The 23295-nt window shown below is 70.8% G+C and carries 23 protein-coding genes; 9 read left to right on the forward strand and 14 right to left on the reverse strand.

What is annotated here, in order from left to right:
- The first annotated feature begins 77 nt into the window (after positions 1-77).
- Positions 78-1628, forward strand: a complete 1551-nt coding sequence (locus tag IE262_RS23210) for a N,N-dimethylformamidase beta subunit family domain-containing protein (protein WP_189876184.1) — start codon at positions 78-80, stop codon at positions 1626-1628.
- 77 nt (positions 1629-1705) lie between these two features.
- On the opposite strand, the gene IE262_RS23215 is transcribed toward IE262_RS23210, so the two are convergent.
- Together IE262_RS23215 and IE262_RS23220 are read right to left on the reverse strand one after the other, a co-directional pair.
- Positions 1706-2545, reverse strand: a complete 840-nt coding sequence (locus IE262_RS23215) for a patatin-like phospholipase family protein (protein ID WP_134035499.1) — start codon at positions 2543-2545, stop codon at positions 1706-1708.
- Positions 2546-2734: 189 nt separating this feature from the next.
- Complete coding sequence (locus tag IE262_RS23220; RefSeq protein ID WP_189876186.1) at positions 2735-3226, reverse strand: type II toxin-antitoxin system PemK/MazF family toxin; 492 nt, start codon at positions 3224-3226, stop codon at positions 2735-2737.
- A 246-nt stretch (positions 3227-3472) separates the two neighbouring features.
- Between IE262_RS23220 and IE262_RS23225 the strand changes: the two genes are divergently transcribed.
- From IE262_RS23225 to rdgB, 4 genes are all read left to right on the forward strand, one after another.
- Complete coding sequence (locus IE262_RS23225) at positions 3473-4225, forward strand: MBL fold metallo-hydrolase (protein ID WP_134035492.1); 753 nt, start codon at positions 3473-3475, stop codon at positions 4223-4225.
- 185 nt (positions 4226-4410) lie between these two features.
- Complete coding sequence (rph, locus tag IE262_RS23230; RefSeq protein ID WP_134035488.1) at positions 4411-5148, forward strand: ribonuclease PH; 738 nt, start codon at positions 4411-4413, stop codon at positions 5146-5148.
- 129 nt (positions 5149-5277) lie between these two features.
- On the forward strand, positions 5278-5676 hold the full coding sequence (locus IE262_RS23235; protein WP_189876188.1) for a hypothetical protein: 399 nt from the start codon (positions 5278-5280) through the stop codon (positions 5674-5676).
- 181 nt (positions 5677-5857) lie between these two features.
- Positions 5858-6472 (forward strand): RdgB/HAM1 family non-canonical purine NTP pyrophosphatase, encoded by a 615-nt coding sequence (gene rdgB / locus IE262_RS23240; protein ID WP_134035482.1) that lies wholly within the window; start codon positions 5858-5860, stop codon positions 6470-6472.
- 47 nt (positions 6473-6519) lie between these two features.
- Here the strand turns inward: rdgB and IE262_RS23245 are convergent, their stop codons facing one another.
- The 7 genes from IE262_RS23245 to clpS all read right to left on the reverse strand — a co-directional run bounded on the left by IE262_RS23245 (position 6520) and on the right by clpS (position 11474).
- The gene (locus tag IE262_RS23245) at positions 6520-7470 is read right to left on the reverse strand and encodes a PLP-dependent cysteine synthase family protein (RefSeq protein WP_134035479.1); all 951 of its coding nucleotides are present in this window, start codon (positions 7468-7470) and stop codon (positions 6520-6522) included.
- 17 nt (positions 7471-7487) lie between these two features.
- Entirely contained in the window at positions 7488-7775 is a 288-nt protein-coding gene (locus tag IE262_RS23250) for a MoaD/ThiS family protein (protein ID WP_134035476.1), read from the reverse strand.
- A 120-nt stretch (positions 7776-7895) separates the two neighbouring features.
- Positions 7896-7991, reverse strand: coding sequence for a putative leader peptide (locus IE262_RS40570; RefSeq protein ID WP_350954403.1), 96 nt, complete (start codon positions 7989-7991; stop codon positions 7896-7898).
- Positions 7992-8079: 88 nt separating this feature from the next.
- Positions 8080-8502, reverse strand: coding sequence for a M67 family metallopeptidase (locus tag IE262_RS23255; protein ID WP_134035473.1), 423 nt, complete (start codon positions 8500-8502; stop codon positions 8080-8082).
- Positions 8503-8589: 87 nt separating this feature from the next.
- Positions 8590-10122 carry an alanine/glycine:cation symporter family protein gene (locus IE262_RS23260; protein ID WP_189876190.1) on the reverse strand — a complete coding sequence of 511 codons (1533 nt, stop codon included), beginning with the start codon at positions 10120-10122 and terminating at the stop codon, positions 8590-8592.
- A 339-nt stretch (positions 10123-10461) separates the two neighbouring features.
- Positions 10462-11067: a DUF2017 domain-containing protein gene (locus tag IE262_RS23265; protein ID WP_189876192.1), complete on the reverse strand. Its 606-nt coding sequence runs from the start codon at positions 11065-11067 to the stop codon at positions 10462-10464.
- Positions 11068-11156: 89 nt separating this feature from the next.
- Positions 11157-11474, reverse strand: coding sequence for an ATP-dependent Clp protease adapter ClpS (gene clpS / locus IE262_RS23270; RefSeq protein WP_010986563.1), 318 nt, complete (start codon positions 11472-11474; stop codon positions 11157-11159).
- Between the two features lie 227 nt (positions 11475-11701).
- Between clpS and IE262_RS23275 the strand changes: the two genes are divergently transcribed.
- Positions 11702-13090 carry a nicotinate phosphoribosyltransferase gene (locus IE262_RS23275; RefSeq protein WP_373305105.1) on the forward strand — a complete coding sequence of 463 codons (1389 nt, stop codon included), beginning with the start codon at positions 11702-11704 and terminating at the stop codon, positions 13088-13090.
- A gap of 278 nt (positions 13091-13368) precedes the next feature.
- Positions 13369-13953 carry a nicotinamidase gene (locus tag IE262_RS23280; protein WP_134035464.1) on the forward strand — a complete coding sequence of 195 codons (585 nt, stop codon included), beginning with the start codon at positions 13369-13371 and terminating at the stop codon, positions 13951-13953.
- Positions 13954-13992: 39 nt separating this feature from the next.
- On the opposite strand, the gene IE262_RS23285 is transcribed toward IE262_RS23280, so the two are convergent.
- Complete coding sequence (locus IE262_RS23285) at positions 13993-14343, reverse strand: hypothetical protein (RefSeq protein ID WP_134035461.1); 351 nt, start codon at positions 14341-14343, stop codon at positions 13993-13995.
- 121 nt (positions 14344-14464) lie between these two features.
- Positions 14465-16822, reverse strand: a complete 2358-nt coding sequence (locus IE262_RS23290; RefSeq protein WP_189876194.1) for an immune inhibitor A domain-containing protein — start codon at positions 16820-16822, stop codon at positions 14465-14467.
- A gap of 455 nt (positions 16823-17277) precedes the next feature.
- Between IE262_RS23290 and IE262_RS23295 the strand changes: the two genes are divergently transcribed.
- A complete protein-coding gene (locus IE262_RS23295) occupies positions 17278-17547 on the forward strand; it encodes a hypothetical protein (protein ID WP_229877408.1) in 270 nt (89 codons plus the stop codon).
- Between the two features lie 33 nt (positions 17548-17580).
- Here the strand turns inward: IE262_RS23295 and IE262_RS23300 are convergent, their stop codons facing one another.
- The 3 genes from IE262_RS23300 to IE262_RS23310 form a co-directional block, all read right to left on the reverse strand.
- Positions 17581-18213 carry an RDD family protein gene (locus tag IE262_RS23300; RefSeq protein WP_134035455.1) on the reverse strand — a complete coding sequence of 211 codons (633 nt, stop codon included), beginning with the start codon at positions 18211-18213 and terminating at the stop codon, positions 17581-17583.
- 122 nt (positions 18214-18335) lie between these two features.
- Positions 18336-19901, reverse strand: a complete 1566-nt coding sequence (locus IE262_RS23305) for an RDD family protein (RefSeq protein ID WP_189876197.1) — start codon at positions 19899-19901, stop codon at positions 18336-18338.
- A 310-nt stretch (positions 19902-20211) separates the two neighbouring features.
- Complete coding sequence (locus tag IE262_RS23310; RefSeq protein WP_373305106.1) at positions 20212-21687, reverse strand: FAD-binding oxidoreductase; 1476 nt, start codon at positions 21685-21687, stop codon at positions 20212-20214.
- Between the two features lie 93 nt (positions 21688-21780).
- Between IE262_RS23310 and IE262_RS23315 the strand changes: the two genes are divergently transcribed.
- Complete coding sequence (locus tag IE262_RS23315) at positions 21781-23259, forward strand: tetratricopeptide repeat protein (protein WP_229877410.1); 1479 nt, start codon at positions 21781-21783, stop codon at positions 23257-23259.
- The last annotated feature ends 36 nt before the right edge of the window (positions 23260-23295 follow it).

The following is a 23295-nucleotide window of genomic DNA, read 5'->3' on the forward strand; positions in this document are numbered from 1 at the left end:
AGGCGGTCGGCCGACGTGTCAGCCGGTCGGACCAGTTCGGCGCGACCCCCACCCCAGGGCGTGCCTAGCGTTGCCATGTGAACACGCACTGGGATCGGCGACACTTCCTCGGGTCGGCGGCGGGTGTAGGTGCGGGAGCCGTCATTGCCGGGTGTACGGCAGGTGGTTCCCCTTCCACCCCGTCCGGCAGCCGTGAGGCGGTTCGGGACGAGAACTCCCTGCGCGGCCATCAGGACTGGGGGCTGCGGCGCCGCGGGGACGATCGGGCGATCGAGGGATACGCGGATCGTGTCAGCGTGCTGCCCGGGGAGACGTTCCGGCTGTTCGTGTCCACCACCGGGCGGACGTTCCGCGCCGAGGCGTTCCGGATGGGCTGGTACGGAGGTGCGCAGGCCCGCAGGGTGTGGACGTCCGGGGATCTGCCGGGACAGAGGCAGCAGGTGCCGGACGCTTCGGATGCCACCCGTACGGTGTCGGCGGTGGCCTGGCGGCCGAGTGCCCGGATATCCACCGGGGGGTGGCCGGAAGGGGCGTACCTGATACGCCTGACCTCCGACTCGGGCGACCAGCGGTACGTGCCCGTCACGGTGCGGTCCCGGTCCGCGGCGGGGCGGGTGGTGCTGGTGAACGCGGTGACGACCTGGCAGGCGTACAACGCCTGGGGCGGCCGCAGCCTGTACCAGGGGCCGGACGGCAAGGGCGACTACGACGGCCGCTCGCTGGCGGTGAGCTGCGACCGCCCGTACGACCACAACGGGGCGCGGCTGTTCCTGGTGTACGAGCAGCCCGCCATCGCGCTCGCGGAGAGCCTGGGGCTGCCGCTGGCCTACACCACGAACATGGACCTGGACGCCGATCCCGGCCTGCTGGCCGGCGCCCGCGCGGTCATCTCGCTCGGGCATGACGAGTACTGGACGCCGGCCATGCGGCAGCGTGTCACCGCCGCCCGTGACCGGGGTACCAATGTGGCCTTCCTCGGTGCCAACGCCTGCTTCCGCCGTATCCGCATGGAACGCACCGCCCACGGTGACCGGCGGCTGGTGGTCTGCTACAAGACGGACTGGAAGCGGGACCCGTGGTACGGCAGGGACGACGCCGCGGTCACCACCGACTGGCGCGAGCCCCCGGAGGCCGTTCCCGAGAACTCCCTGACCGGCACCCTGTACGAGAGCAACGGGACCAGTGCGGTCTACACGGTCACCGAGCCCGGCCACTGGCTGTTCGCCGGGACGGGCGCGACCCGCGCCACCCGTATCCCGAACCTGGTCGGCACCGAGTACGACCGGGTGACCGGCGACGCCCACACGCCCCGCCCGATGGAGATCATCGCCCACTCCCCGCTGGAGTGCCGCGGGGTGCGCAGCTACCAGGACTCCGCGTACTACACGGCGGAGAGCGGAGCCGGTGTGTTCAACACGGGCACCATGCGCTGGGTCGAGTCGTTGAAGGGCGACGGCGCCCACGGCATCCCCCCGTCCTCGGCGCGCTTGACCCGGCGGGTCACCGCGAACCTGCTGCGGGCCTTCGCCCAGGGCCCGGCGGGCCGCCGCCACAGTGCGCGGGACAACCTCGCCCGGTACGACCCGTATCCGAACAACGCGATCTGGCTCCATCGCGACCTGTGGTGACCCGACGGGCCCGGTCGACGGGCGAGGGCGAGGGCGAGTAGAGGCCCGGTTGGGGCAGTTGGCCCGGTTGGCGCGGTTCAGCCGTGCCAGACCGCGCGGACCTGTTCGGCGTGCTCGGCCGCCTGCCGCCGTCCCTCCCGGGCCGCGCCGGGGATGCGGGACGCGTCCAGGGGGTTGCGGCCGAACGCGCGGCGGGCCGCTCGGTCCGGAACCAGCAGAGCGGCCCGGGCGCCTCCCGCCTCCAGGGAGGCCACCTGGTCGGAGGTGCTCGGGCTGGCCCCCGGTCCCTTGGGTATCGGGGCCAGTACGACGACCCGGCGGCAGTCGTCCACCAGGTCGGCGTTGACCGTGGAGCGCACGCCCCCGTCCATCCAGCGCCCCTCGCCGATCGTGATCGGCGGGAACAGCGGTGGCAGCGCGCAGGTGGCCGACATCGCCCGCACCAGGTCGATCCCGCTGTCGGCGCCGAATCCGGTCGGCTCGCCGGTGAGCGCGTCCACCGCGAACAGCCGCACCGGCCTCTCCGGCCACTGCTGAACCGGCAGTTGGGGGCCGATGGCGTCGAAGACGTCCGACTCCGACACGTCGCGCACGGCCAGCGCGAGCCTGCCCAGCCGCTTGACCATGGCCTCCGGGTCGCGCGTACCGAGCGCGGCCCACAGGTACTTGACGGTCATGGTGAGGGTGAAGTCCACCTCCAGCATGGCCCGCGTCCGGCTGACCTGTTCCCCGTACAGGTCAGCCGGCGCCGCCCCGGCGGCCAGTTCCACCGCCAGCAGTGCGCCGGCCGACGTGCCCGCGAACACGTCGGCACCGCCGAGGTCGAGCCCGGCCTCGGCCAGCCCCGCCAGCATGCCGACCTGCCACGCGTACGCGGTCAGCCCGCCCCCGCCCAACACCAGCGCCGTATCCGCCACGCCTCCGCCTCTCACTAGCGGGGACTGGTCCCCGGTTTACGGCGCCGACGCTAGCATGAAAGCGGGGAGTGGTCCACGTTTCCATGCGCGATACGGGAAGCCCTGGCCGGGCACAGACAGCCCGGGGGCCGGGGCACAGACAGTCAGGATCAGGGCACGAACAAAGGGGCAGAGCGACACAACCCAGGATCAACCCGGCAGATCCCGCACCTGTTCCCACACCAGCGGATCCACCACACCCGCCCGACGCCGGAAGTCCCCCACCGGCACCTCACGCAACTCGCCCGTCTCCAGGAAGCCGGCCCGCCCCCGCGCATCACCCACCACGCCCGGCGGCAGCGGAATCACCCCGGCCCGCTCCTCGTCCCGATACCTCGTGGTGATCTTGACGACCACCACACGCTCCCCCCGCACCGCCAGCACCAGACACGGCCGATCCCCCGCACCCGCCGGCCCGTCATCCTGCGGCACCCTCACCCACCAGACCTCGGCCGGCCCGGGCCGGGACTGCGGCTGTGACAGCGGCTGCGACTGCGGCGACGACTGAGACCGCGACGGCGAATGCGACCGATCCGAGGTTCGCCGCCCCCCATGCCCACGCCGCCCCCACCCATCCACGAGCGTCGCGACCAGCGCGAGCAGCACCACGGCCACCAGCGCCAGCCACCACGACGTGTCCATACACACGACGGTACCGGCGCACTCCACCCCGCGCCCGCCCTGTCACACACCGCCCCGTCCCACCCCGAGCCGCGCACGCCCCACTTCCAGCCGAACCGGTGACAGCACAGGTGAGTTCGCCCACAACAGCCCCTGCCAGAGGAGCGACCGGCCCTTTTGCGCCTTACGCTCGACGCACCGCACGACCCCCGATCCGACCCCCCGTTCCCTTCGTCAACCATCTGCCAGCGCGGAGGTTCCAGCTCTATGAAGCTCACCGTCGTCGGCTGCTCGGGGTCGTTCCCGTCCGCGGAATCGGCCTGTTCGAGCTACCTCGTAGAGGCCGACGGCTTCCGGCTGCTCCTCGACATGGGCAACGGCGCCCTGGGCGAGTTGCAGCGCCACTGCGGTCTCTACGACCTCGACGCGATCTTCCTCAGCCATCTGCACGCCGACCACTGCATCGACATGTGCGCGTACTTCGTGGCGCGCTACTACCGCCACGACGGCGGCCGCTGCGACCCGATCCCCGTCTACGGACCGGAGGGTACGGAGCACCGTCTGACCACCGCGTACGCCGACACCCCGTCCGCCTCCTCCATGAGCGAGGTCTTCGACTTCCACACGGTCAAGCCGGGCACGTTCGAGATCGGCCCCTTCACCGTGCACACCGAGCGGGTCGCCCACCCCGTGGAGGCCTACGGCATCCGCGTCGAGCACGGCGGCCGCGCGCTGACGTACTCCGGTGACACCGGCGTCAGTGACGCGCTGGAGGAACTCGCCCGCGACGCCGACCTGTTCCTGTGCGAGGCCGCGTTCACCCACGGCAAGGAGAACATCCCGGACCTCCACCTCAACGGCCGCGAGGCAGGCGAGACGGCCGCCCGCGCCGGAGCCCGCCGCCTCGTCCTCACCCACATCCCGCCGTGGACGGACCCCCAGGTCAACCTGGCGGACGCCCGCGCGGTGTTCAAGGGCCCGGTGGAACTGGCGGCGCCCAGGGTGTCGTACGAGGTCTGAGCGCGGGTACGAGGCGCCGCCCCGCTCCTTCGTACGGGATCGGCTCACGCGGCGATCCGAGACCGCGTACGCTGATGCCGAAGCCCCCCGGAACCACCTGTCCTGGTCCCGGGGGGCCTCTCTTTCCCCCCGCCCTTCCTCCCGGGTGGGAGGGCCCTTCCGTACGTGCGGCTAGGCTCGTCGTCATGTCTCGAATCGACGGCCGTACGCCCGAACAGCTCCGCCCGGTCACCATCGAACGCGGCTGGAGCAAGCACGCCGAGGGCTCCGTCCTCGTCTCCTTCGGCGACACGCGAGTCCTCTGCACCGCCTCCGTCACGGAGGGCGTCCCACGCTGGCGCAAGGGCAGCGGCGAGGGCTGGGTCACCGCGGAGTACGCGATGCTGCCCCGCTCCACCAACACCCGCGGCGACCGCGAGTCCGTCAGGGGCAAGATCGGCGGCCGTACGCACGAGATCTCCCGCCTCATCGGCCGCTCGCTCCGCGCGGTCATCGACTACAAGGCGCTCGGCGAGAACACCATCGTCCTCGACTGCGACGTCCTCCAGGCCGACGGCGGCACGCGCACGGCGGCCATCACGGGCGCGTACGTCGCGCTGGCCGACGCGGTGGCGTGGGCGCAGCGCAAGAAGCTGATCAAGGCCGGGCGGCAGCCGCTCACGGGCACGGTCTCGGCGGTCTCCGTGGGCATCGTCGGCGGCGTCCCGCTCCTCGACCTCTGTTACGAGGAGGACGTGAAGGCGGAGACCGACATGAACGTCGTCTGCACCGGCGACGGCCGTTTCGTCGAGGTCCAGGGCACCGCGGAGGCCGAGCCGTTCGCGCGCGAGGAGCTGAACGCGCTGCTCGACCTGGCGGTGTCCGGCTGTACGGAGCTGGCGGCACTGCAGCGCAAGGCGCTTGATACGGTCCTGGAAAGGTAAAGGGCGCACCAAGAAACGGTCCGTGCCGTGAGCAACCACGGTGCGGTCTCCCCGCGTCCCTACCGGTACGGGCGTACGGCACACCGCGGTACGCCCGGCCATTCCCGAACCGCACCGGAGGACAGTTCCATGGCCGCGAGCCGCCGCCGACGTCGTACGACCATCGCCACCGCCGTAGCGGCGGTCGCGCTGACGACCGGTCTTGCCACGGGGTGCGACGCCGTCAACAAGGCCCTGGACTGCGTCCAGACCGCCGACGCCATCGCCGACAGCGTCACCGACCTCCAGCAGGCGGTCGAGAGCGCGTCCGACGACCCGACCCAGATCGACGAGTCGCTCAACTCCATCGAGAAGAACCTCGGTGAGATCGGCGACAAGACCGACAACGCCGACGTCAACAAGGCCGTCGACGACCTTGAGAAGGCCGTCACCAACGTGCGCGACGCGATCAAGAACGGCGACGAGACCCCGGACATCAGTCCGGTGACGGATGCGGCGGGTGAGCTGACGAAGGTCTGCACCCCGTAGCTGCGCCGGCTGTGGGGGGGGGGCGCGTCTCGTCTGCCGGGTTCCTGGTGCTGGGCGGCTGCGGGTTCGTTGTGGCTGGTCGCGCCCACGCGGCGGAGCCGCATAGGCAACACAGCCCCGCGCCCCTTCGGGGGCGCCCCCCTTTCGGGGCGCCCCCGAACCCCCTCGTTACTGTGTGGCCATGACCCGTCTGATCCTCGCCACCCGTAACGCCGGAAAGATCACCGAGTTGCGGGCGATCCTCGCCGACGCGGCGCTCGCTCACGAACTCGTCGGTGCGGACGCCTACCCCGATGTGCCCGACGTCAAGGAGACCGGCGTCACCTTCGCGGAGAACGCGCTGCTCAAGGCCCACGCCCTGGCACAGGCGACGGGCCTTCCCGCGGTCGCCGACGACTCGGGCCTGTGCGTGGACGTCCTGAACGGTGCCCCCGGCATCTTCTCGGCCCGCTGGTCGGGCCGGCACGGCGACGACCGGGCCAACCTGGACCTGCTGCTGGCCCAGCTCGCCGACATCACCGACGAACACCGCGGCGCCCACTTCGCGTGCGCGGCGGCCCTCGCGCTGCCGGACGGCACCGAGCGCGTGGTGGAGGGGCAGTTGAGGGGCACACTGCGCCACGCCCCGGCCGGCACGAACGGCTTCGGCTACGACCCGATCCTCCAGCCGGAGGGGGAGAGCCGGACGTGCGCGGAGCTGACCCCCGAGGAGAAGAACGCGATCAGCCACCGGGGGAAGGCGTTCCGGGCGCTGGTGCCGGTGGTGCGGGAACTGCTCGGCCCGTCCGGCGTTTGAGGACGAGGGGGGCGAGGAAAACCGCGGTCACGCCCCCTCCCCGCCGCTTACGCCCAGAGTTGCCCCTGTACCCGCTCGATCGCTTCCTCCGTCGTCGCCGCCGTGTAGACGCCCGTCGACAGGTACTTCCAGCCGCCGTCGGCGACGACGAAGACGACATCCGCCGGTTCGCCGGCCTTCAGGGCCTTCCTGGCGACGCCGATCGCCGCGTGGAGGGCGGCCCCCGTGGAGACGCCCGCGAAGATGCCCTCCTGTTGCAGCAGTTCGCGGGTGCGGGTGACCGCGTCGGCGGAGCCGACGGAGAAGCGGGTGGTGAGGACGGACGCGTCGTACAGCTCGGGAACGAAGCCCTCGTCGAGGTTCCGCAGCCCGTACACCAGGTCGTCGTACCGCGGCTCCGCGGCGACGATCTTCACGTCCGGCTTGTTCTCGCGCAGGTAGCGGCCGACGCCCATGAGGGTGCCCGTCGTGCCCAGACCCGCCACGAAGTGGGTGATGGAGGGGAGGTCCGAGAGGATCTCCGGACCCGTCGTCGCGTAGTGCGCCCCGGCGTTGTCCGGGTTGCCGTACTGGTACAGCATCACCCAGTCCGGGTGCTCGGCGGCCAGTTCCTTGGCCACCCGGACCGCGGTGTTGGAGCCACCCGCGGCCGGCGACGAGATGATCTCGGCGCCCCACATGCCCAGCAGGTCACGGCGCTCCTGCGAGGTGTTCTCGGGCATTACGCACACCATGCGGTAGCCCTTGAGCTTCGCCGCCATGGCCAGGGAGATGCCCGTGTTGCCGGAGGTCGGCTCCAGGATCGTGCAGCCGGGCGTGAGACGGCCGTTCTTCTCCGCCCGTTCGATCATGTGGAGGGCCGGGCGGTCCTTGACCGAACCCGTCGGGTTCCGGTCCTCCAGCTTGGCCCAGATGCTGACGTCGGCGGACGGCGAGAGCCGCGGCAGGCGCACCAGAGGGGTGTTGCCCACCGCGGCCAACGGGGAGTCGTAACGCATGGGGAACCAGCGGCCGATCAGGCCATGCCGCCGGCCACGGCCGGCAGGATCGTCACGTTGTCGCCGTCGGCGACCTTGCTGTTGACGCCGTCGAGGAAGCGGACGTCCTCGTCGTTCAGGTACACGTTGACGAAGCGGCGCAGCTCGCCGCCGGCGTCCGCGTCGATGAGACGGGCCCGGATGCCGGCGTGCCGGGTTTCGAGGTCGGCGAAGAGCTCGGCGAGGGTGTCCCCGGTGCCCTCCACCGCCTTCTGACCGTCGGTGTACTGGCGGAGGATGGTGGGGATGCGGACCTCGATGGCCATGGTTGCGGGCTCCTGTCGGAAGAAGTGAGGTCGGTGGGCCGGTGCGCCGGTGGGCGCACGGCAGCTCGATGTGCGTGTCGTACGTGGATCGGTGGAGCCGTACGGCTGCGGGGGCCGGCGTCAACAGATGGCGCTGGCAAGCCTGCACAGGTCGACGTGCAGCCGCGCCACGAGCAGTGCGCCCGGCGTCTTGTCGCTCACGTCGTGGAAAACCATGGGTTCATCGTATCGATTCCCGGCTGGGGGCCCAGAGTGTGATCTCGTGATACGGACAGTTGTCGCCCGGTGGTTGAGATCGGCGTGATCAGTACGACTCCACCACCTTGACCTCCTCCTCCGTGACCTCGCCTTCCACGATCCGGTACGAGCGGAACTGGAAGTCACCGAGCCCGTCCGTGTCCGCGGTGGAGACGAGGACGTAGTGGGCGCCCGGCTCGTTCGCGTACGAGATGTCCGTGCGGGACGGGTAGGCCTCGGTCGCCGTGTGGGAGTGGTAGATGACGACCGGTTCCTCGTCGCGGTCGTCCATCTCGCGGTAGAGCCTCAGCAGATCGCCCGAGTCGAACTCGTAGAAGGTGGGCGACATGGCCGCGTTGAGCATCGGGATGAAGCGCTCGGGGCGGTCCGAGCCCGCCGGGCCCGCGACGACGCCGCACGCCTCGTCGGGGTGGTCCTTGCGCGCGTGCGCGACGATCCGGTCGACGAGGTCCTGGGTGATGGTCAGCATGTCGGTCAGGATAAGCAGAAGGGCAGCCCCGTACCGAGGAGTGGTACGGGGCTGCCCACATGCTGAGCAGGGTGGGAACTCAGCAGCTCAGCTGAGCGCCTCGGCGGTCTCCTTGCCGGCCTCGTCCTGCGCCGTACCGGCCTTGCGGGCGCGCACGAAGTTGAGGAAGGAGTCGAGCTCCCGCTTGACGACGGGGGCCAGCAGGTAGAGGCCGATGATGTTGAAGACCGACAGAGCGAAGAGCGCCGAGTCGGCCAGGCTGATAAGCGAGTCGAGGGAGAGCAGCGAGCCCGCGATGACGAACACGCTCCAGACGGCCTTGAAGGTGATCTCGCTCGTCCTGCTCTTGCCGAAGAGGTACGACCACGCCTTCAGGCCGTAGTAGCCCCAGGTCAGGACGGTGGAGAAGGCGAACAGCAGCACCGCGACGGTCAGCAGGTGGGGGAACCAGGGCAGGACGGTCGCGAAGGCGTCGGAGGTGATGGTGACGCCGCCGATGCTCTCGCCCTCGCGTGCCTCGGCCCAGCTGGCCGGGTTGGCGATGACGATCGTCAGCGCGGTCATGGTGCAGATGACGACCGTGTCGATGAACGGCTCCAGCAGGGCGACCAGGCCCTCGCTCGCGGGGTGGCGCGTCTTGACCGCGGAGTGGGCGATCGGGGCGGAACCCAGACCGGCCTCGTTGGAGAAGGCCGCGCGCTGGAAGCCGACGATCAGCGCGCCGATCACACCGCCGGCGACGCCCTCGGCCTCGAAGGCGCCCTTGACGATGGTCTGGAACGCGTCGGGCACCGCCGTGACGTTCACGCCGATGACGACCAGGCAGGCCACGATGTAGATGGCGGCCATCGCCGGGACCAGCCGGCTGGTGACGGAGGCGATGGAGCGGATACCGCCGAGCAGCACGAGACCGACCAGGGCGGAGATCACGACGCCGAACAGGAGCGCACCGGCCGAGGAGGACATGAAGCCGTCCTCGCCGCCGACGGTCGAGGCGATCTGTGCGTAGCTCTGGTTGACCTGGAGCAGGTTTCCACCGAACAGGCCGAAGAAGAGGATCATGACGGAGGCCAGGGCCGCCAGGACCGAGCCGGCCCTCTTGCCGCCCTTGCCGAAGCGCTCGGCGAGGCCCTTGGGCAGGTAGTGCATCGGACCGCCGGAGACGGTGCCGTCCTCGTGCTCCTCGCGGTACTTCACACCGAGGGTGACCTCGACGAACTTGGTGGCCATACCGAGCAGACCGCAGAGGATCATCCAGAAGGTGGCTCCGGGGCCGCCGATGGAGACGGCGACGGCGACACCGGCGATGTTCCCGAGGCCGACGGTGCCGGAGACGGCGGCGGTGAGTGCCTGGAAGTGGTTGACCTCACCGGCCGCGCCCTCCTCGTCGTACTTGCCGCGTACGACGTCGAAGGCGAGCTTGAACTTGCGTACCTGCAGCAGCCCGAACCACGTGGTGAAGACCAGGCCGGCGACCACGAGCCAGGCGACGATGATCGGAAGTTCGGTGTCGCCGACGGGCACGGCGTAGAAGACGACTTCGGAAACCTTGGTGGCGACCGGTTCGAAGAAACCACCGACGGCGTCGTCAATGGATGTGGAGATGCTGTCAAGCGACATCAAGCTACCTCAGGGGCGTGGGGGGGGCTGGCTGGCGTGACGCACCGGTGATGGGTGCGGTGGTGAAGCAACGCCGTTGTCCGTTGCGACCGGCTTGCAGTCATGACGGCCATTGCGGCGAGGGGTGGTGCCGAAATGGAGTTGCCAGTTCTTACCACGCCGTTTACGCGCCCTAGAGTGACGCGTCTCACGCCACAAGGTACTTCCGGCCCAAAACCCCAGGGCTGGTGACCCGATCGTTATGCGGATTTGAGCGTCCCCTGAGCGGACACCGCATGACCACAAAGAGACCGTTTGATGACCGCCGCGAGGAGGGAAAGCGCGGTCAGTGCAACCGGATCAGGGCATCAGGGTCTGGACGAGCGTCTCCTGGAGGCCGCCCAGCCAGAGGTACGCCATCACCATCGGCTTGCGTGGGTCCTCGTCCGGCAGGCGGTAGAGAAGGTCGGTGTCCTCCTCCTCCGTGACGTCGAGGCGGGAGCCGATCGCCAGGCGCAGGTCGTTGAGGCAGCCGAGCCACTGGCGGGAGTCCTCGGGGGCGAGTTCCAGTACGGCACCGCCGTCACCCGCGGTGGTCAGCCGGTCCAGGGAGCGGATCACGGCGAGGGCGTTCTCGCGTTTGCCGGCGCGCAGGTCGTTCTCGGTGAAGCGGCGGAACTCCGAGGAGTACTGGCGCTGCTCCTCGGCCTCCTCGGGCGGGACCGCCTCGCCGCCGGGTCCGCCGTAGGCGTCGGGGAAGAGGCGCTGGAGCACCGGGTCCTTGGGGGGCTCACTCGGCCCGTTGGTGAACAGTTCGGCGAGCGGGTCGCCGGGGGTCTCCTCAGCGGGGCCGGGACCGATCAGCTCCAGGAGCTGGACGGCCAGCGAGCGGATGATGGAGATCTCGACCTCGTCGAGCGCGACGGCCGCGCCGCCGCCGGAGGTCGGTTCGAAGGTTCCTGGCATGGAGTGGGTTCGCTGCTTCCGGCCGGCTTGAGGTGTGCTGTTCGTGTCCCCCGCGGGGCACCGCACGGGGGGCGCCGCTTCGGGCTGTGCTACTTGCGGTCCTGCTGGAGGGTGGCCCACAGACCGTATCCGTGCATGGCCTGTACGTCGCGTTCCATCTCCTCGCGCGTTCCGCTGGAGACCACCGCACGGCCCTTGTGATGCACGTCCAGCATGAGCTTGGTGGCCTTGTCCTTCGAGTAGCCGAAGTACGTCTGGAAGACATACGTCACATAGCTCATGAGGTTGACCGGGTCGTTGTGGACGATCGTCACCCACGGAACGTCGGGCTCGGGGACGGCGAAAACCTCCTCCGCCGACTCGGTCTTTTCGATCTCTAGGGGTGCGGGAGCCGTCACACGGCCCATGCTGCCACCACAGGGGGGCACCCGCACAAACGGACCCCCGAAATCGTCAGTCTGACGATTTCCGAGTACGATCGCCCTCGAAGCCGTATGGATCCTTGACCGGGGGGCACCATGCCCGCATGTCCGATCGCCGTGGCGCGACGGGCCGCGCCCGGCAAGGACAGGGGGGCATCCCCCAGGAATCGGGCGGGGCGCCATCCCCGCCGACGCAGGCGAGGAGAACTCTGGTGGGCATAGCGGAGCTGGGGCTTCCGGAAGACGAAGGGCGCGCGGCGCTTCCGCACAACGGGGCTGGGCGGCGCGTGGGCGTGCCCTCGACGGCGCTCTTCACGGACCAGTACGAGCTGACGATGCTGGAGGCCGCGCTCGCGGCGGGCACCGCGGGACGGCGCTCGGTGTTCGAGGTCTTCACGCGGCGGCTGCCCGAGGGGCGGCGGTACGGCGTCGTGGCGGGCACGGGGCGTGTGCTGGACGCGGTGGAGAACTTCCGGTTCGACGCGGATGTGCTGGGCTTCCTGCGTGAGGGCGGGATCGTGGGCGGGCCGACCCTCGACTGGCTCGCCTCGTACCGCTTCAGCGGGGACATCTGGGGCTATCCGGAGGGTGAGGTGTACTTCCCGGGCTCGCCCGTCCTCCGCGTGGAGGGTTCCTTCGCGGAATGCGTGCTGCTGGAGACCGTGATCCTCTCCATCCTCAACCACGACTCGGCGATCGCGGCGGCCGCGTCCCGTATGTCCTCCGCCGCCGGGGACCGCCCGCTGATCGAGATGGGCGCCCGGCGCACCCACGAGCTGGCGGCGGTGGCCGCGTCCAGGGCCGCGTACGTGGGCGGTTTCACCTCCACGTCCGACCTGGCGGCGGGCTTCCGCTACAACATCCCGACCGTGGGCACCTCCGCCCACGCCTTCACCCTGCTCCACGACCGCGAGCGGGACGCCTTCCGGGCGCAGGTGAACTCGCTCGGACGGGGTACCACTCTTCTCGTGGACACGTACGACGTCACCGAGGCGGTCCGTGCGGCGGTGGACGTCGCCGGGCCGGAGCTGGGTGCCGTCCGTATCGACTCCGGCGACCTGCTCCTGGTCGCGCACCGGGTCCGGCAGCAGCTGGACGAGCTGGGGGCGACCCGGACGAAGATCATCGTGACCTCGGACCTCGACGAGTACGCGATCGCCTCGCTGGCGGCGGCGCCCGTGGACGCGTACGGCGTGGGCACCCAGCTGGTGACGGGTTCCGGTCATCCGACGTGCTCGATGGTCTACAAGCTCGTCGCCCGCGCCAGGTCCGCGGAGCCCGGGGCTCCGCTCGTCCCCGTGGCGAAGAAGTCGTCCGGCGGCAAGACGTCCGCCGGTGGCCGGAAGTGGGCGGCACGGCGACGGGACGAGCACGGCACGGCGGAGGCCGAGGTGGTCGGCACCGGGTCCGTGCCGGAGGAACTGAAGGACCGGCTCCTCCAGGTGGAGCTGGTCAGGGGCGGCGAGGTCGTCGCCCGTGAGCCTCTGGACGTCGTACGGGACCGGCATGTGTCCGCCCTCGCGAACCTGCCCCTCTCGGCGACACAGCTCTCGCGGGGGGAGGCGGTCATTCCGACGGAATACGTGTCAAGGACCGCGTGACGGGCCGGTGACGGACCGCGTGACGCACTGCCCCGGCGCCCACGACGATCGCGCGCCCCCGTGCGACCGTGCATGAACGCGAGCCGTGCGGGCATGCACCGGCAGCGCGCCCTGCGCGCGAATCCGCCGTCCTGTGCCCCCTCCCGCCCCGTACCCGAAGTCTCTAGGCTCGGTCTTTCATCGCGATGCGTGACACGTGACGCACCACGCGTGTTCCATGATTCGCAGGCCCTGCCCGCACCCCCGACCACCGATCCCACAGTCGAAGGACACCGACCATGCGCCGCGCCTTGATCGTCGTAGATGTGCAGAACGACTTCTGCGAGGGGGGCAGTCTCGCGGTGGCCGGGGGTGCCGATGTGGCCGCCGCGATCACGGAGCTGATCGGGCAGGCCCCCGCCGGGTACCGCCACGTCGTGGCGACCCGCGACCACCACATCGCCCCCGGCGGCCACTTCGCCGACAACCCCGACTATGTCCACTCCTGGCCGGCCCACTGTGTGGCGGGTACGGAGGGTGTCGGCTTCCACCCGAACTTCGCCCCCGCGGTCGCCTCCGGAGCGATCGACGCGGTCTTCGACAAGGGCGCGTACGCCGCCGCGTACAGCGGATTCGAGGGCGTCGACGAGAACGGCGCCGGCCTTGCCGACTGGCTTCGCGCCCGCGGGATCGAGGAGGTGGACGTGGTGGGCATCGCCACGGACCACTGTGTGAAGGCGACCGCCCTGGACTCCGCGCGGGAGGGCTTCCGTACGCAGGTCCTTCTCGACCTCACGGCGGGTGTCTCCGAGGAGACGACGGAGAAGGCCCTGGACGAGATGCGTGAGGCGGGCGTGGAACTCTCGGGCAAGCCCGTGGTCTGACCCAGGGGGCTCCGCCCCGAGCCCCCGGGCCCCCGCTCCTCACACGCCGGAGGGGCTGGAAGGTGCGGGCCGCCGAAGCAAGGACCTGATCGGGCGCCACAGCTCCGGCGGGGTGGCGGCCTCGCTGTCCGTGCGCCATATCAGGCCGTCCGGGTGGTGCAGTACCGCCGTGATCTCGTCCGGTGTCGGGGGCGCCGCGTTCCCCCGGAGGTACACCGCTCGCATGCCGAGGTTCCTCAGCCGGGTGAGAGCGCGGGCGCGGTTCGCCGCGTGGACCAGGATGCGGACCGGGGCGGCATCGGGGTGGGCGACCGGAGAGGTGGGTGTGGGCAGGTTCAGTGCCACCACCACCGTGCCGTTCGGCAGCTTGCAGAAACCTCCTGCGGCCATGCGATCACACCCCCGTGCACGTCAGTGTCAATAAGAGAGTCACAGCACGCACCTAAACACGATCGGCCGCGACCCGCCAAGGGGTCGCGGCCGATACGTCTCTGACCTGCGGAGATGCGGATTACTTCACCGCGGGGCCCACCTGGAGCGTGACCGTCGAGCCATCCCAGGCCTCATTGACGATCTTGATCTTGGTGTTGGTGTCAGTGATCTTCACACCACCCGTGGGGTTCGACTCGTCGTAGTACGTGTTGGCGCGGTCGTCGAACGTCGACACACCCTTCTTCGAGGCGATCTTCGTCGCGACGCCCGCCTTGTGCAGCGTGATCCCGTCCGTGCGGGACAGGGTGAACGTCGAGTCGTACGCCTGGATCCGGTTGCGCATCAGCGTGCCGTCCGACCACCTCAGGGCCTGCGGGTGGGCGTCGACCGGAAGAACCAGACCGGTACCGGGGTGCACGCTGGTGTTGTTGTCCGCCTGCGAGGTGTCCCACTTCCAGATCAACAGGCCGTTCTGGTACGGGTAGTGCTCCACCCAGTCCGGACGCGTCGTCGAGAAGCCGAAGTTGTACGGGCCGACCTTCAACGTCTTGTCGTACGACACGTACTGGCGGTTCTCGGCGATGTAGTACTGCGCGTAGTCGTCCGTGATGGACGCTCCGATGCGCGAGAAGCCCTTGGCGGTCCAGGCCGCGTCCGCGCTCTCCGCGTCGTCCGAGAAGACGGCCGAGCCGTCCGCGGTCACGGAGATGGAGTCCGCCGCGAAGCCCTTCTGGGCCACGCCGCCGTCGGTGGCGTAGCGGAAACGCAGGTCGATCTTCTTGCCCGCGTACGCGTCGAGGGAGTACGCCAGCTTCTTGTACGTCTCCGACGTGCCGTCCAGCGCCGGCTTGTCGCTGCCGTCACGGCTGATGGGCGCGCCGTCCGCCGTGCCGTCGACGGCCGTCCAGTTGGCGCCGCCGTCGGTCGAGACCTCGGTGTAGAGGTAGTCGTAGCCCGCCTCGATGTCCCACCAGCCGTCGAGCGTCAGGGAGGCCGAGGACTTGCCCGTGAGGTCCACGGAACGGGTCAGCGTGTTGGAGAGGTCGTCGCCGCTGCCGCTCCACCACTGCGTCGCGCCCTGCGCGGGCTCCACGATCTCGGTGGTGACCGTCTTCTTGGGCAGCTCGACCACGAGGGCCTGCTTGTTCTGGGTGTTGTACTCGGCGACACCCAGCTTGTGCTGCGAACTCGTCGCGGCCTTCGCCGTGTCGTAGTCCAGCCAGCCGAGCTGCAGCTTGTCCCAGGCGGTCATGTCGCCCGGCAGGTCGCCGATCTCGTTCTTGCCGGTGCCGAGCCAGGAGCCGGACGACATCAGCGTCCAGAACCCGGTGGAGTTCTCGCCGCCGTTGGTGTCGTAGAGGTCCGGCAGACCGAGGTCGTGGCCGTACTCGTGGGCGAAGACTCCGAGTCCGCCGTTCTCCGGCTGGATGGTGTAGTCGCCGACCCAGATGCCGGTGTCGCCGACCTGGGCGCCGCCGAGCTTGTTGCCCTCGGGGCCGGTGGCACCCGCGTCCGTGCCGAACGCGTACCAGCGGTGGGCCCAGATCGCGTCCGTGCCCTGCGCGCCGCCGCCGGCCGACTCGTCCTCACCGGCGTGCACGATCTGGAAGTGGTCGACGTAGCCGTCGGGCTCGTTGAAGTCGCCGTCGCCGTCGAAGTCGTAGCGGTCCCACTGGTCGTACTGGGCCAGGTCCGCCTTGATGTCGGCGTCGGACTTGCCGGACGCCTTCTGGTCGGCGACCCAGGCCTTGACGCCGTCGCTGACCACGTTCCACACGCTGGCGCAGGTGGTCTGGCCGCAGGCGTTGTTGCCGTAACGGGCCTCGTTGAAGGGGACCTTGACCCAGTCGGACACCTCGCCGTCGACCGAGTAGCGGCCCGAGGACTGCTTCTCGTAGTACTTCTTCACCGACTCGGTGTTGTCACCGGTGCCGAAGTACAGCTCCTGGAAGTGCTCCTGGTTGTAGTCCGCCTGCCAGGCCGTGCTGTTGTCCTTGGTGCGGTCGGGCTCGGCTATCTGGTTGTGCAGCGGGCCCGGGGTGCCGCCGTAGCGGCTGTCTATCTCGTCGCCGAACTCGACGAGGATCGTGAAGATCTTGTCGGTCTTCTCGCGGCCGAGCTCGACGTACTTGCTGTCGCCCTTGTTGCTCTCCAGCTGCACGACCTGCGATCCGTCACGGTTCTTGACCGTGGCGTCGCCGGATATGACCTGCTTCAGGGCTTCTTCGCGCTGGGCTTCCTGCGTCTTGCTCAGCGGGCCTTCGAGGTCGTGCTCCTGCTTGGCGCGGTCCGCCGGGTCGCGACGGTCCACGGCCGCAGCCGTGGACGCGCCCTCGTCGGCGGCCTGTGCCACCGCGAACGTCGAGAACGTCGCGGCCGCCGCGGCGAACGCGACACCGATCGCCGCCGCTCTGAACGTCCAGGTTCTACTGGTCACTTGAGGTCCTCCCCCGCGCCCGACTCGCGCGGAGGAGGGTCCATGATCCTGGAGGGTCCGCGCGCGGTATACGCGTGTAGTCAAGTGCCGCCATTCGACCGGAGTTCCGGAACAAAAAACAGATCTTGACTTGGGCAGGTCAAGTGCACTATATGGAGTGTCCGTTCGTTATCCGGACGTGATGCCGCATCCCAGGGGGAACCCCTCACCCGGCGCGCAGGTGTGTCCACTTGGCGGACACCATGACTCCGTGCGCCCCCCGTGCACCGGCACCGCCGATCAGGCGACGCTTACCCGCCGTTCCACTCGGGCACCCTGGCGATTAGAGTCGACTGGAGGAACGCCCGGAATCGGCGGAATGCCAAGTCGATACCGTCACCGCACCTTTGATTCGTATCCGCGTACTCCCCCAATGTGAGAGGCACGGGGAGACCCCACCCGAGGACACGATTGACATGCCTCGTCCGACGACCGCACAGCTCGCCTACGGCTCCTGCACCGTGATCTTGTCCACCCTCGCCATGCTGCTGCTGTCCCAGACGAGTTCGGGCCTGGCGATCACCGTGATCGCCGTCTCGGCACTCGCGCTCGGGCTGCTCGTCGCGATGACCGTGCCGTTGCCGAAGAAGACACCGGCCGCCGCCACGGCGTCCGCGGACGAGCAGGACGAGCACCGGGTTCCGACGGCGTCCGCCGCGCAGGAGCGCGTTCCGGCCCCGCGGTAGGTCCTGCCCCCTTGAGACCCGGAGGCCCGGCGGTCACACGGTGCTGACCACCACCGTCTTGGCCGCCTTGTCGTGGAGTCCCTGCTTGTAGGGCCTGTCGAAGAAGCTCCAGCCGCCCGCGATGACGGTCCAGACGCAGGCACAGCAGAACGCGAACGGGATCCACAGGACGGCCGCCCGCAGCAGCGAGGTCTGCGCGGTGGGCGTGGAGCCGTCGGAGAGGTCGGCCGTCCGCAGCTTCATCAGCTGCTTGCCCGGGGTCTGGCCGTTCCTGGTCGTGAAGTAGGTGTCGTACGCGATGTAGAGGACGGCGGCGATCACCTCCTGCCCCAGGGACTTGGCGTACTCGATGCGCTCCGCGGACGTCGTGTACTGGATGAGCCCGAACGCCCACCCCAGCAGCACCACCACGATGCCCACGATCACCATGTCGATGACGCGGGCGAGCACGCGCTTGCCGCTGCCGGCGAGCGGGGGCATTCCCGCGAGCGGGTCGGTGCTGTACGGGCCGCCGCCGTACGGATCGCCCGCGTGGGGCGGGGGCTCATGACCGTACGGGGAGTCGTACGGCGACCCCGAAGGAGGCGGTGGCTCCTTCCTGGACTGGTCGTCCGGGGACTGATCCGGGGACGGACCGGAGCCGGGGGGCGGCGGTTCGGTGCTCATGGCCCGAGTCGACCGCGAACCCTCCGGCTCCGCATCCGGCACGGGGCCGTCCGGAGTAGGAAATTCCGTACGTCCGCGCGCCTGTGCGTCTGCGCCCGCGCGCCCGCGCGTCTGTGCCCGTACTATCCGGCCACGAACGTGTGAGCCGCCTTGTCGTGCCAGCACTGGTGCCAGGGGCGGTCGAACACGCACCACAGGACGCCGACGACGCCGATGCCGAGCAGACCCGGAACGCTGTAGACGAGCCAGCGGCGCACCGCCAGTCCGAAGGTCGGCGGCTCGTGGCCCTCGATGTCGCGGACCTCCAGGCCGAGCAGCTTCTTGCCGAGGGTACGGCCCCACTTGGCGGTGGGCAGCGCCTCGTAGAGGACGCCGAAGACGAGCAGCACGCCGAGGATGATGCCCAGGTAGACGGAGGTCGTGCCGTCGAGCAGCCAGACCGTGACCGTCTCGCCGGACAGCTTGGCCTCGTCGATCTTCCCGTTGATGTGGTCGACGGCCTGCGTGCCGAGCGGCACGGCTGCCGCGCCGGTGACGGCGAGGACGACGAGCGTGTCCAGCAGCCGGGCGGCCAGCCGCTTGCCGAGCCCCGCAGGGCGGGCCGCGGCCTGAGCTCGGGCAGCCGCCTGGAACGGGTCCTCGTTGACCGGCTTCCACGGCGCGACGCGCTGCTCCCCGTCCGCACCCGCCAACTGGTGCACCTGCTGCGCCCAGGAGGGCTGTCCGCCACCGGCCCCCGGGCTGAGGGGGGTCGCGGCGGGGCCGGTGGACTGCGGGGGCACGGCGGACGGGGGCTGTTGCGAGAAGGAACCGCCGGGCTGCGCCGGGGCCGGAGCGGGCGGCTGATGGGCGGCGGGCGGCTGATGGGCGGCGGGCGGCTGATGGGGGCTGCCCGGCCGGCCCTGGGCCGGGGGCGCCGGGGTGGCCGCGGCGGCCGCGGCGGCCGCGGTCTGCGGGCCCTGTTGCGGGGCCTGCTGCGGCCTCTGCTGCGCACCTGACAGCCCTTCGGGCGCCGCCTGGGGGTTCAGGCCCAGTGCCTGCTGCGCGGCGGCCTGAGCGTCCGTGTGCGCGAGGGGTGACCGGAACTTCATGGTGCCCTCGGCCTCCGCGGGCTCCGCGCCGCCGGACGCCGTGGGGCGCGCGTCCGCGTTCGGGCGGCGGAAGACCACCGTGCCCTGGGGGGACTCCTCGTCCGCCGGCGGGATCGCCGCCGTGCCGTCCGTGCTCGCGGTGCGCGCCTGGTCGCCCGCCGCCCGCGGGTCCGTCGCGCGCGGCGAACCCCAGGAGACGCGGTTCTGGTCGTGGCCGAAGCCGGACTGCCGGGACCGGTCGGCGCCCCACGCGGACGCGGGCTCGGGCCTGTTGCCGTGCTGGGCCTCGGCCGGAGACGGCTGCTGCGGCTCCTCGGCGGGCGCGGCCGGCTCGGCGGGCGGCGCGGGTTCCGGGGGCGCGGTGGGTTCCGGGTCCTCGTCGAAGAAGTGCGGGCCCGTCTCCTCGACGGAGTCCGGGGTGGCGGGGGCCGCCGCGCCGGGCGGCGCCAGCGGTTCGCCGTCGGTGGGCGCCGGACGGCTCGTCCCCGGTACCCAGGAGGCACCGTTCCAGTAACGGACATATCCAGGAATGGATGGGTCCGGGTAATACCCTTCGCGGGGCCTGTCGTCACCGGGGGCCGGGGTTGGGGCGCTCATGTCCGTCGTCCCGTATCTGCTCGGGGGTTGGTTGGGGGAATCAACATCTACCAGACCGGCGCAACCACCACCGCCCCTCCCGCCGGACCCACTCCTTTCGAGCACGGTTCTGCTACGCGACGGGGGCGACGGCGCGGCTCCCGCTGTCCATGACCATGGCTGAAGGGGACCCGAAGGGGCCCGTCGGAAACCGGCGCCGTCCTCACGCACCTCTATGCGGGCCGACCGCCGTGGCACCGGCTGTAAGGGAAGCGCCCGGGAAGGCTCCTCGGGCGCTGGCCGTCTGGCGTCTGCCGTCTGCCGTCTGCCCTCAGAAAACCTTGCCGGGGTTGAGGATGCCCAATGGGTCAAAGACCTGTTTGATACCGCGCTGCATCTCCAGCGACACCGGCCCGAGCTCGCGAGCGAGCCATTCCTTCTTCAGCAGCCCCACACCGTGCTCGCCCGTGATCGTGCCGCCGAGATCAAGGCCGAGTGCCATGATCTGGTCGAACGACTCACGCGCCCGACGCGACTCGTCCTCGTCGTTGGCGTCGAAGCACACCGTCGGGTGCGTGTTGCCGTCGCCCGCGTGAGCGACGACACCGATCGTGAGGTCGACATCGTCCGCGATCTTCGCGACGCCGTCGAGGAACTCGCCCAGCTTGGAGCGGGGCACGCACACGTCGTCGATCATCGTGGTGCCCTTCACCGCTTCGAGCGCGGTGAGTGACAACCGGCGTGCCTGGAGCAGGAGTTCGGACTCGGCGGCGTCGTCCGCCGGGACGACCTGGGTGGCGCCCGCGGCCTCGCACAGGGCGCCGACCGCGGCGAGGTCGGCGGCGGGGTCGGGGGTGTCGAACGCGGCGAGGAGGAGGGCCTCGGTGCTCTCCGGGAGGCCCATGTGCGCCAGGTCGTTGACGGCCTTGACCGTCGTACGGTCCATCAGTTCGAGGAGGGACGGCACATGCCCGCCCTCCATGATCCGGCAGACGGCGTCGCAGGCGGCGGAGGCGGAGGCGAACTCCGCCGCCAGCACCAGTTGCTGGGGCGGCTGCGGCCTCAGGGCCAGGATCGCGCGGACGACGATGCCGAGCGAGCCCTCCGAGCCGACGAACAGGCGCGTGAGGTCGTACCCGGCGACGCCCTTCGCCGTGCGGCGGCCGGTGGACATCAGCCTCCCGTCGGCGAGCACGACGTCGAGACCGAGCACGTACTCGGCCGTCACCCCGTACTTCACGCAGCACAGGCCGCCGGAGGCCGTGCCGATGTTGCCGCCGATGGTGCACATCTCCCAGCTGGAGGGGTCCGGCGGGTAGTAGAGGCCGTGTTCGTTCACCGCGCGGGAGAGCGTGGCGTTGATGACCCCCGGTTCGACGACGGCGATGCGGTCGACCGGGTTGATCTCCAGGATGCGGTCCATCTTCGTCAGGGACAGCACGATGCAGTCGTCGGCGGCGTTGGCCCCGCCCGACAGGCCGGTGCGGGCGCCCTGCGGGACGACCGGGACGCGCAGCTCGGTGGCGGTGCGCATGACGTGCTGGACCTGCTCGACGGTGCGTGGCAGCACGACGACGGCCGGGACGCCGGCCTCGCAGAAGCTCGCCATGTCGTTCGCGTACGAGGCCGTGACGTCCGGGTCGGTGAGGACCGCCTCGGCCGGCAGTCCGGCGAGGAGCCGGTCCTGGAGGCGGTCGAGGGGGCGGTCCGGAAGTCCGTCCTGGAGTCGGTCGTGGGGTCGGTCGTGGAGGTTGCCGGTCACTGCTGTGCCTTCCGGGGGCGGGGCTTCGCTACGGCTCATGATCACAGCGTCGCACCGGACCGCCATCGGTGTGAACCCGTCGGCGAGGGCCTTTCGGGTGCCGCGTTGTGGTCTTCCTATTGACGCACAGTGAGCGGCATGAAGAGCGGCATGGAGAGCGAACAGCGGCGGTTCGGGGCGGCCGACCGGATGATGCGGCGCGCACTGGGCTGGACGATGGCCGGTGGTGCCGTACTCGCCGGTGTGCTGGTGCTGCTGCCGGACGGCGAGCAGCACCAGCAGCAGCCGGTGGCGCCCGCGCCGGCACCCAAGGCGCGGGCCCGGGCGGCCGTCGCGGCCGGGGTGCCCGCGGCGATGCCGGATCTGGCGGCGCTGATCGGTGACCGCGAGCGGCGGCTGCGGAAGTATCCGGAGGACGGGCGGGCGTGGGCCGTGCTGGGCACGGCGTATGTGGAGCGGGGGCGCCGTACCGGGGTGGCCGCGGACTTCCCGAGGGCCGAGCGGGCGCTGCGCACCTCGCTGAAGGTCCGACCGAGCCGGAACGCGGAGGCGTACGACGGGCTGGCCGCGCTGGCGGCCGCGCGACACGACTTCCCGGCGGCCCGGCAGTGGGGCGAGCAGGCCGTACGGGTGGCGCCCGGGCGCTGGACGGCGTACCCGCTGCTGATCGACGCGTACGACGGTGTCGGCGACTACCAGGCCGCCCGCCGGACCCTGGACCAGCTGCTCGCCCTGCGGTCCCGGTCCGCGGTGACGGCGCCCGCGGTGACGGCGCGTGCGGCGCAGGTGTACTGGGACCAGGGCCGGCGCGAGGACGCGGCCGCGGCGCTCTCGGACGCGGCCGCCCGCGCCGAGGGTCCCACCGAGCGGGCCGCGTACCTCGTGCGGGCGGCCGAACTGGCCTGGCAGCGCGGCGACCTCAAGGAGTCCCTGCGCTACGCCACGGCCGCCCTGCGCGCCGACCCCGACGACCACGCCGCCGTGGCCGGGCGGGCCCGCGCGCTGGCCGCGCTGGGCCGCACGGAGGAGGCGGTACGGGCCTACCGGTCGGCGCTGTCAAGGGCGAGGTCGCCCCAGTACGCCCTGGAGCTGGGCGAGCTGTACGAGTCCCTCGGGCGTCAGGGCGAGGCACGGGCCCAGTACCGCGTGCTGCGCGAGACGGTACGCGCGGACGCGAAGGCCGGGGTGAACCATTCCCTCTTCCTCGGCCTGTTCGAGGCGGACCACGGTGACCCTGACAGGGCGGTCCGCCTGCTGCGGGACGAGTGGGAGCGGCAGCCGAGCCTGCGGGCGGCGGACGCGCTGGGCTGGGCCCTGCACCGGGCCGGCGAGGACGAGGAGGCGCTCTCGTTCGCGACGCGGGCGACCGACAGGGCCCACGGTGGGGAGGTCCGCAGCGCGCTGTACGCCTACCACCGGGGCGAGATCGAGTACGCCCTGGAGCGGCCCGGTCCGGCCCGCCGTCACCTGGCCGAGGCCCTGCGCCTCAACCCGTACTTCTCCCTGCTGTACGGGCCCGTGGCGAGGGAGGCGCTGGGGGAGCTGGGAGAGCCGTCGGACGAGGGTCCGGCGGAACTCGGGCAGCCGGAGGGCCGCTCGGAAGGGGCATCGGCGTAGACCGGGGAGGGTGGCCGCCGGGGCTACCGGCGGCTA

This window comes from Streptomyces bluensis, from assembly GCF_014650715.1.
Classification (GTDB): Bacteria; Actinomycetota; Actinomycetes; order Streptomycetales; family Streptomycetaceae; genus Streptomyces; species Streptomyces bluensis.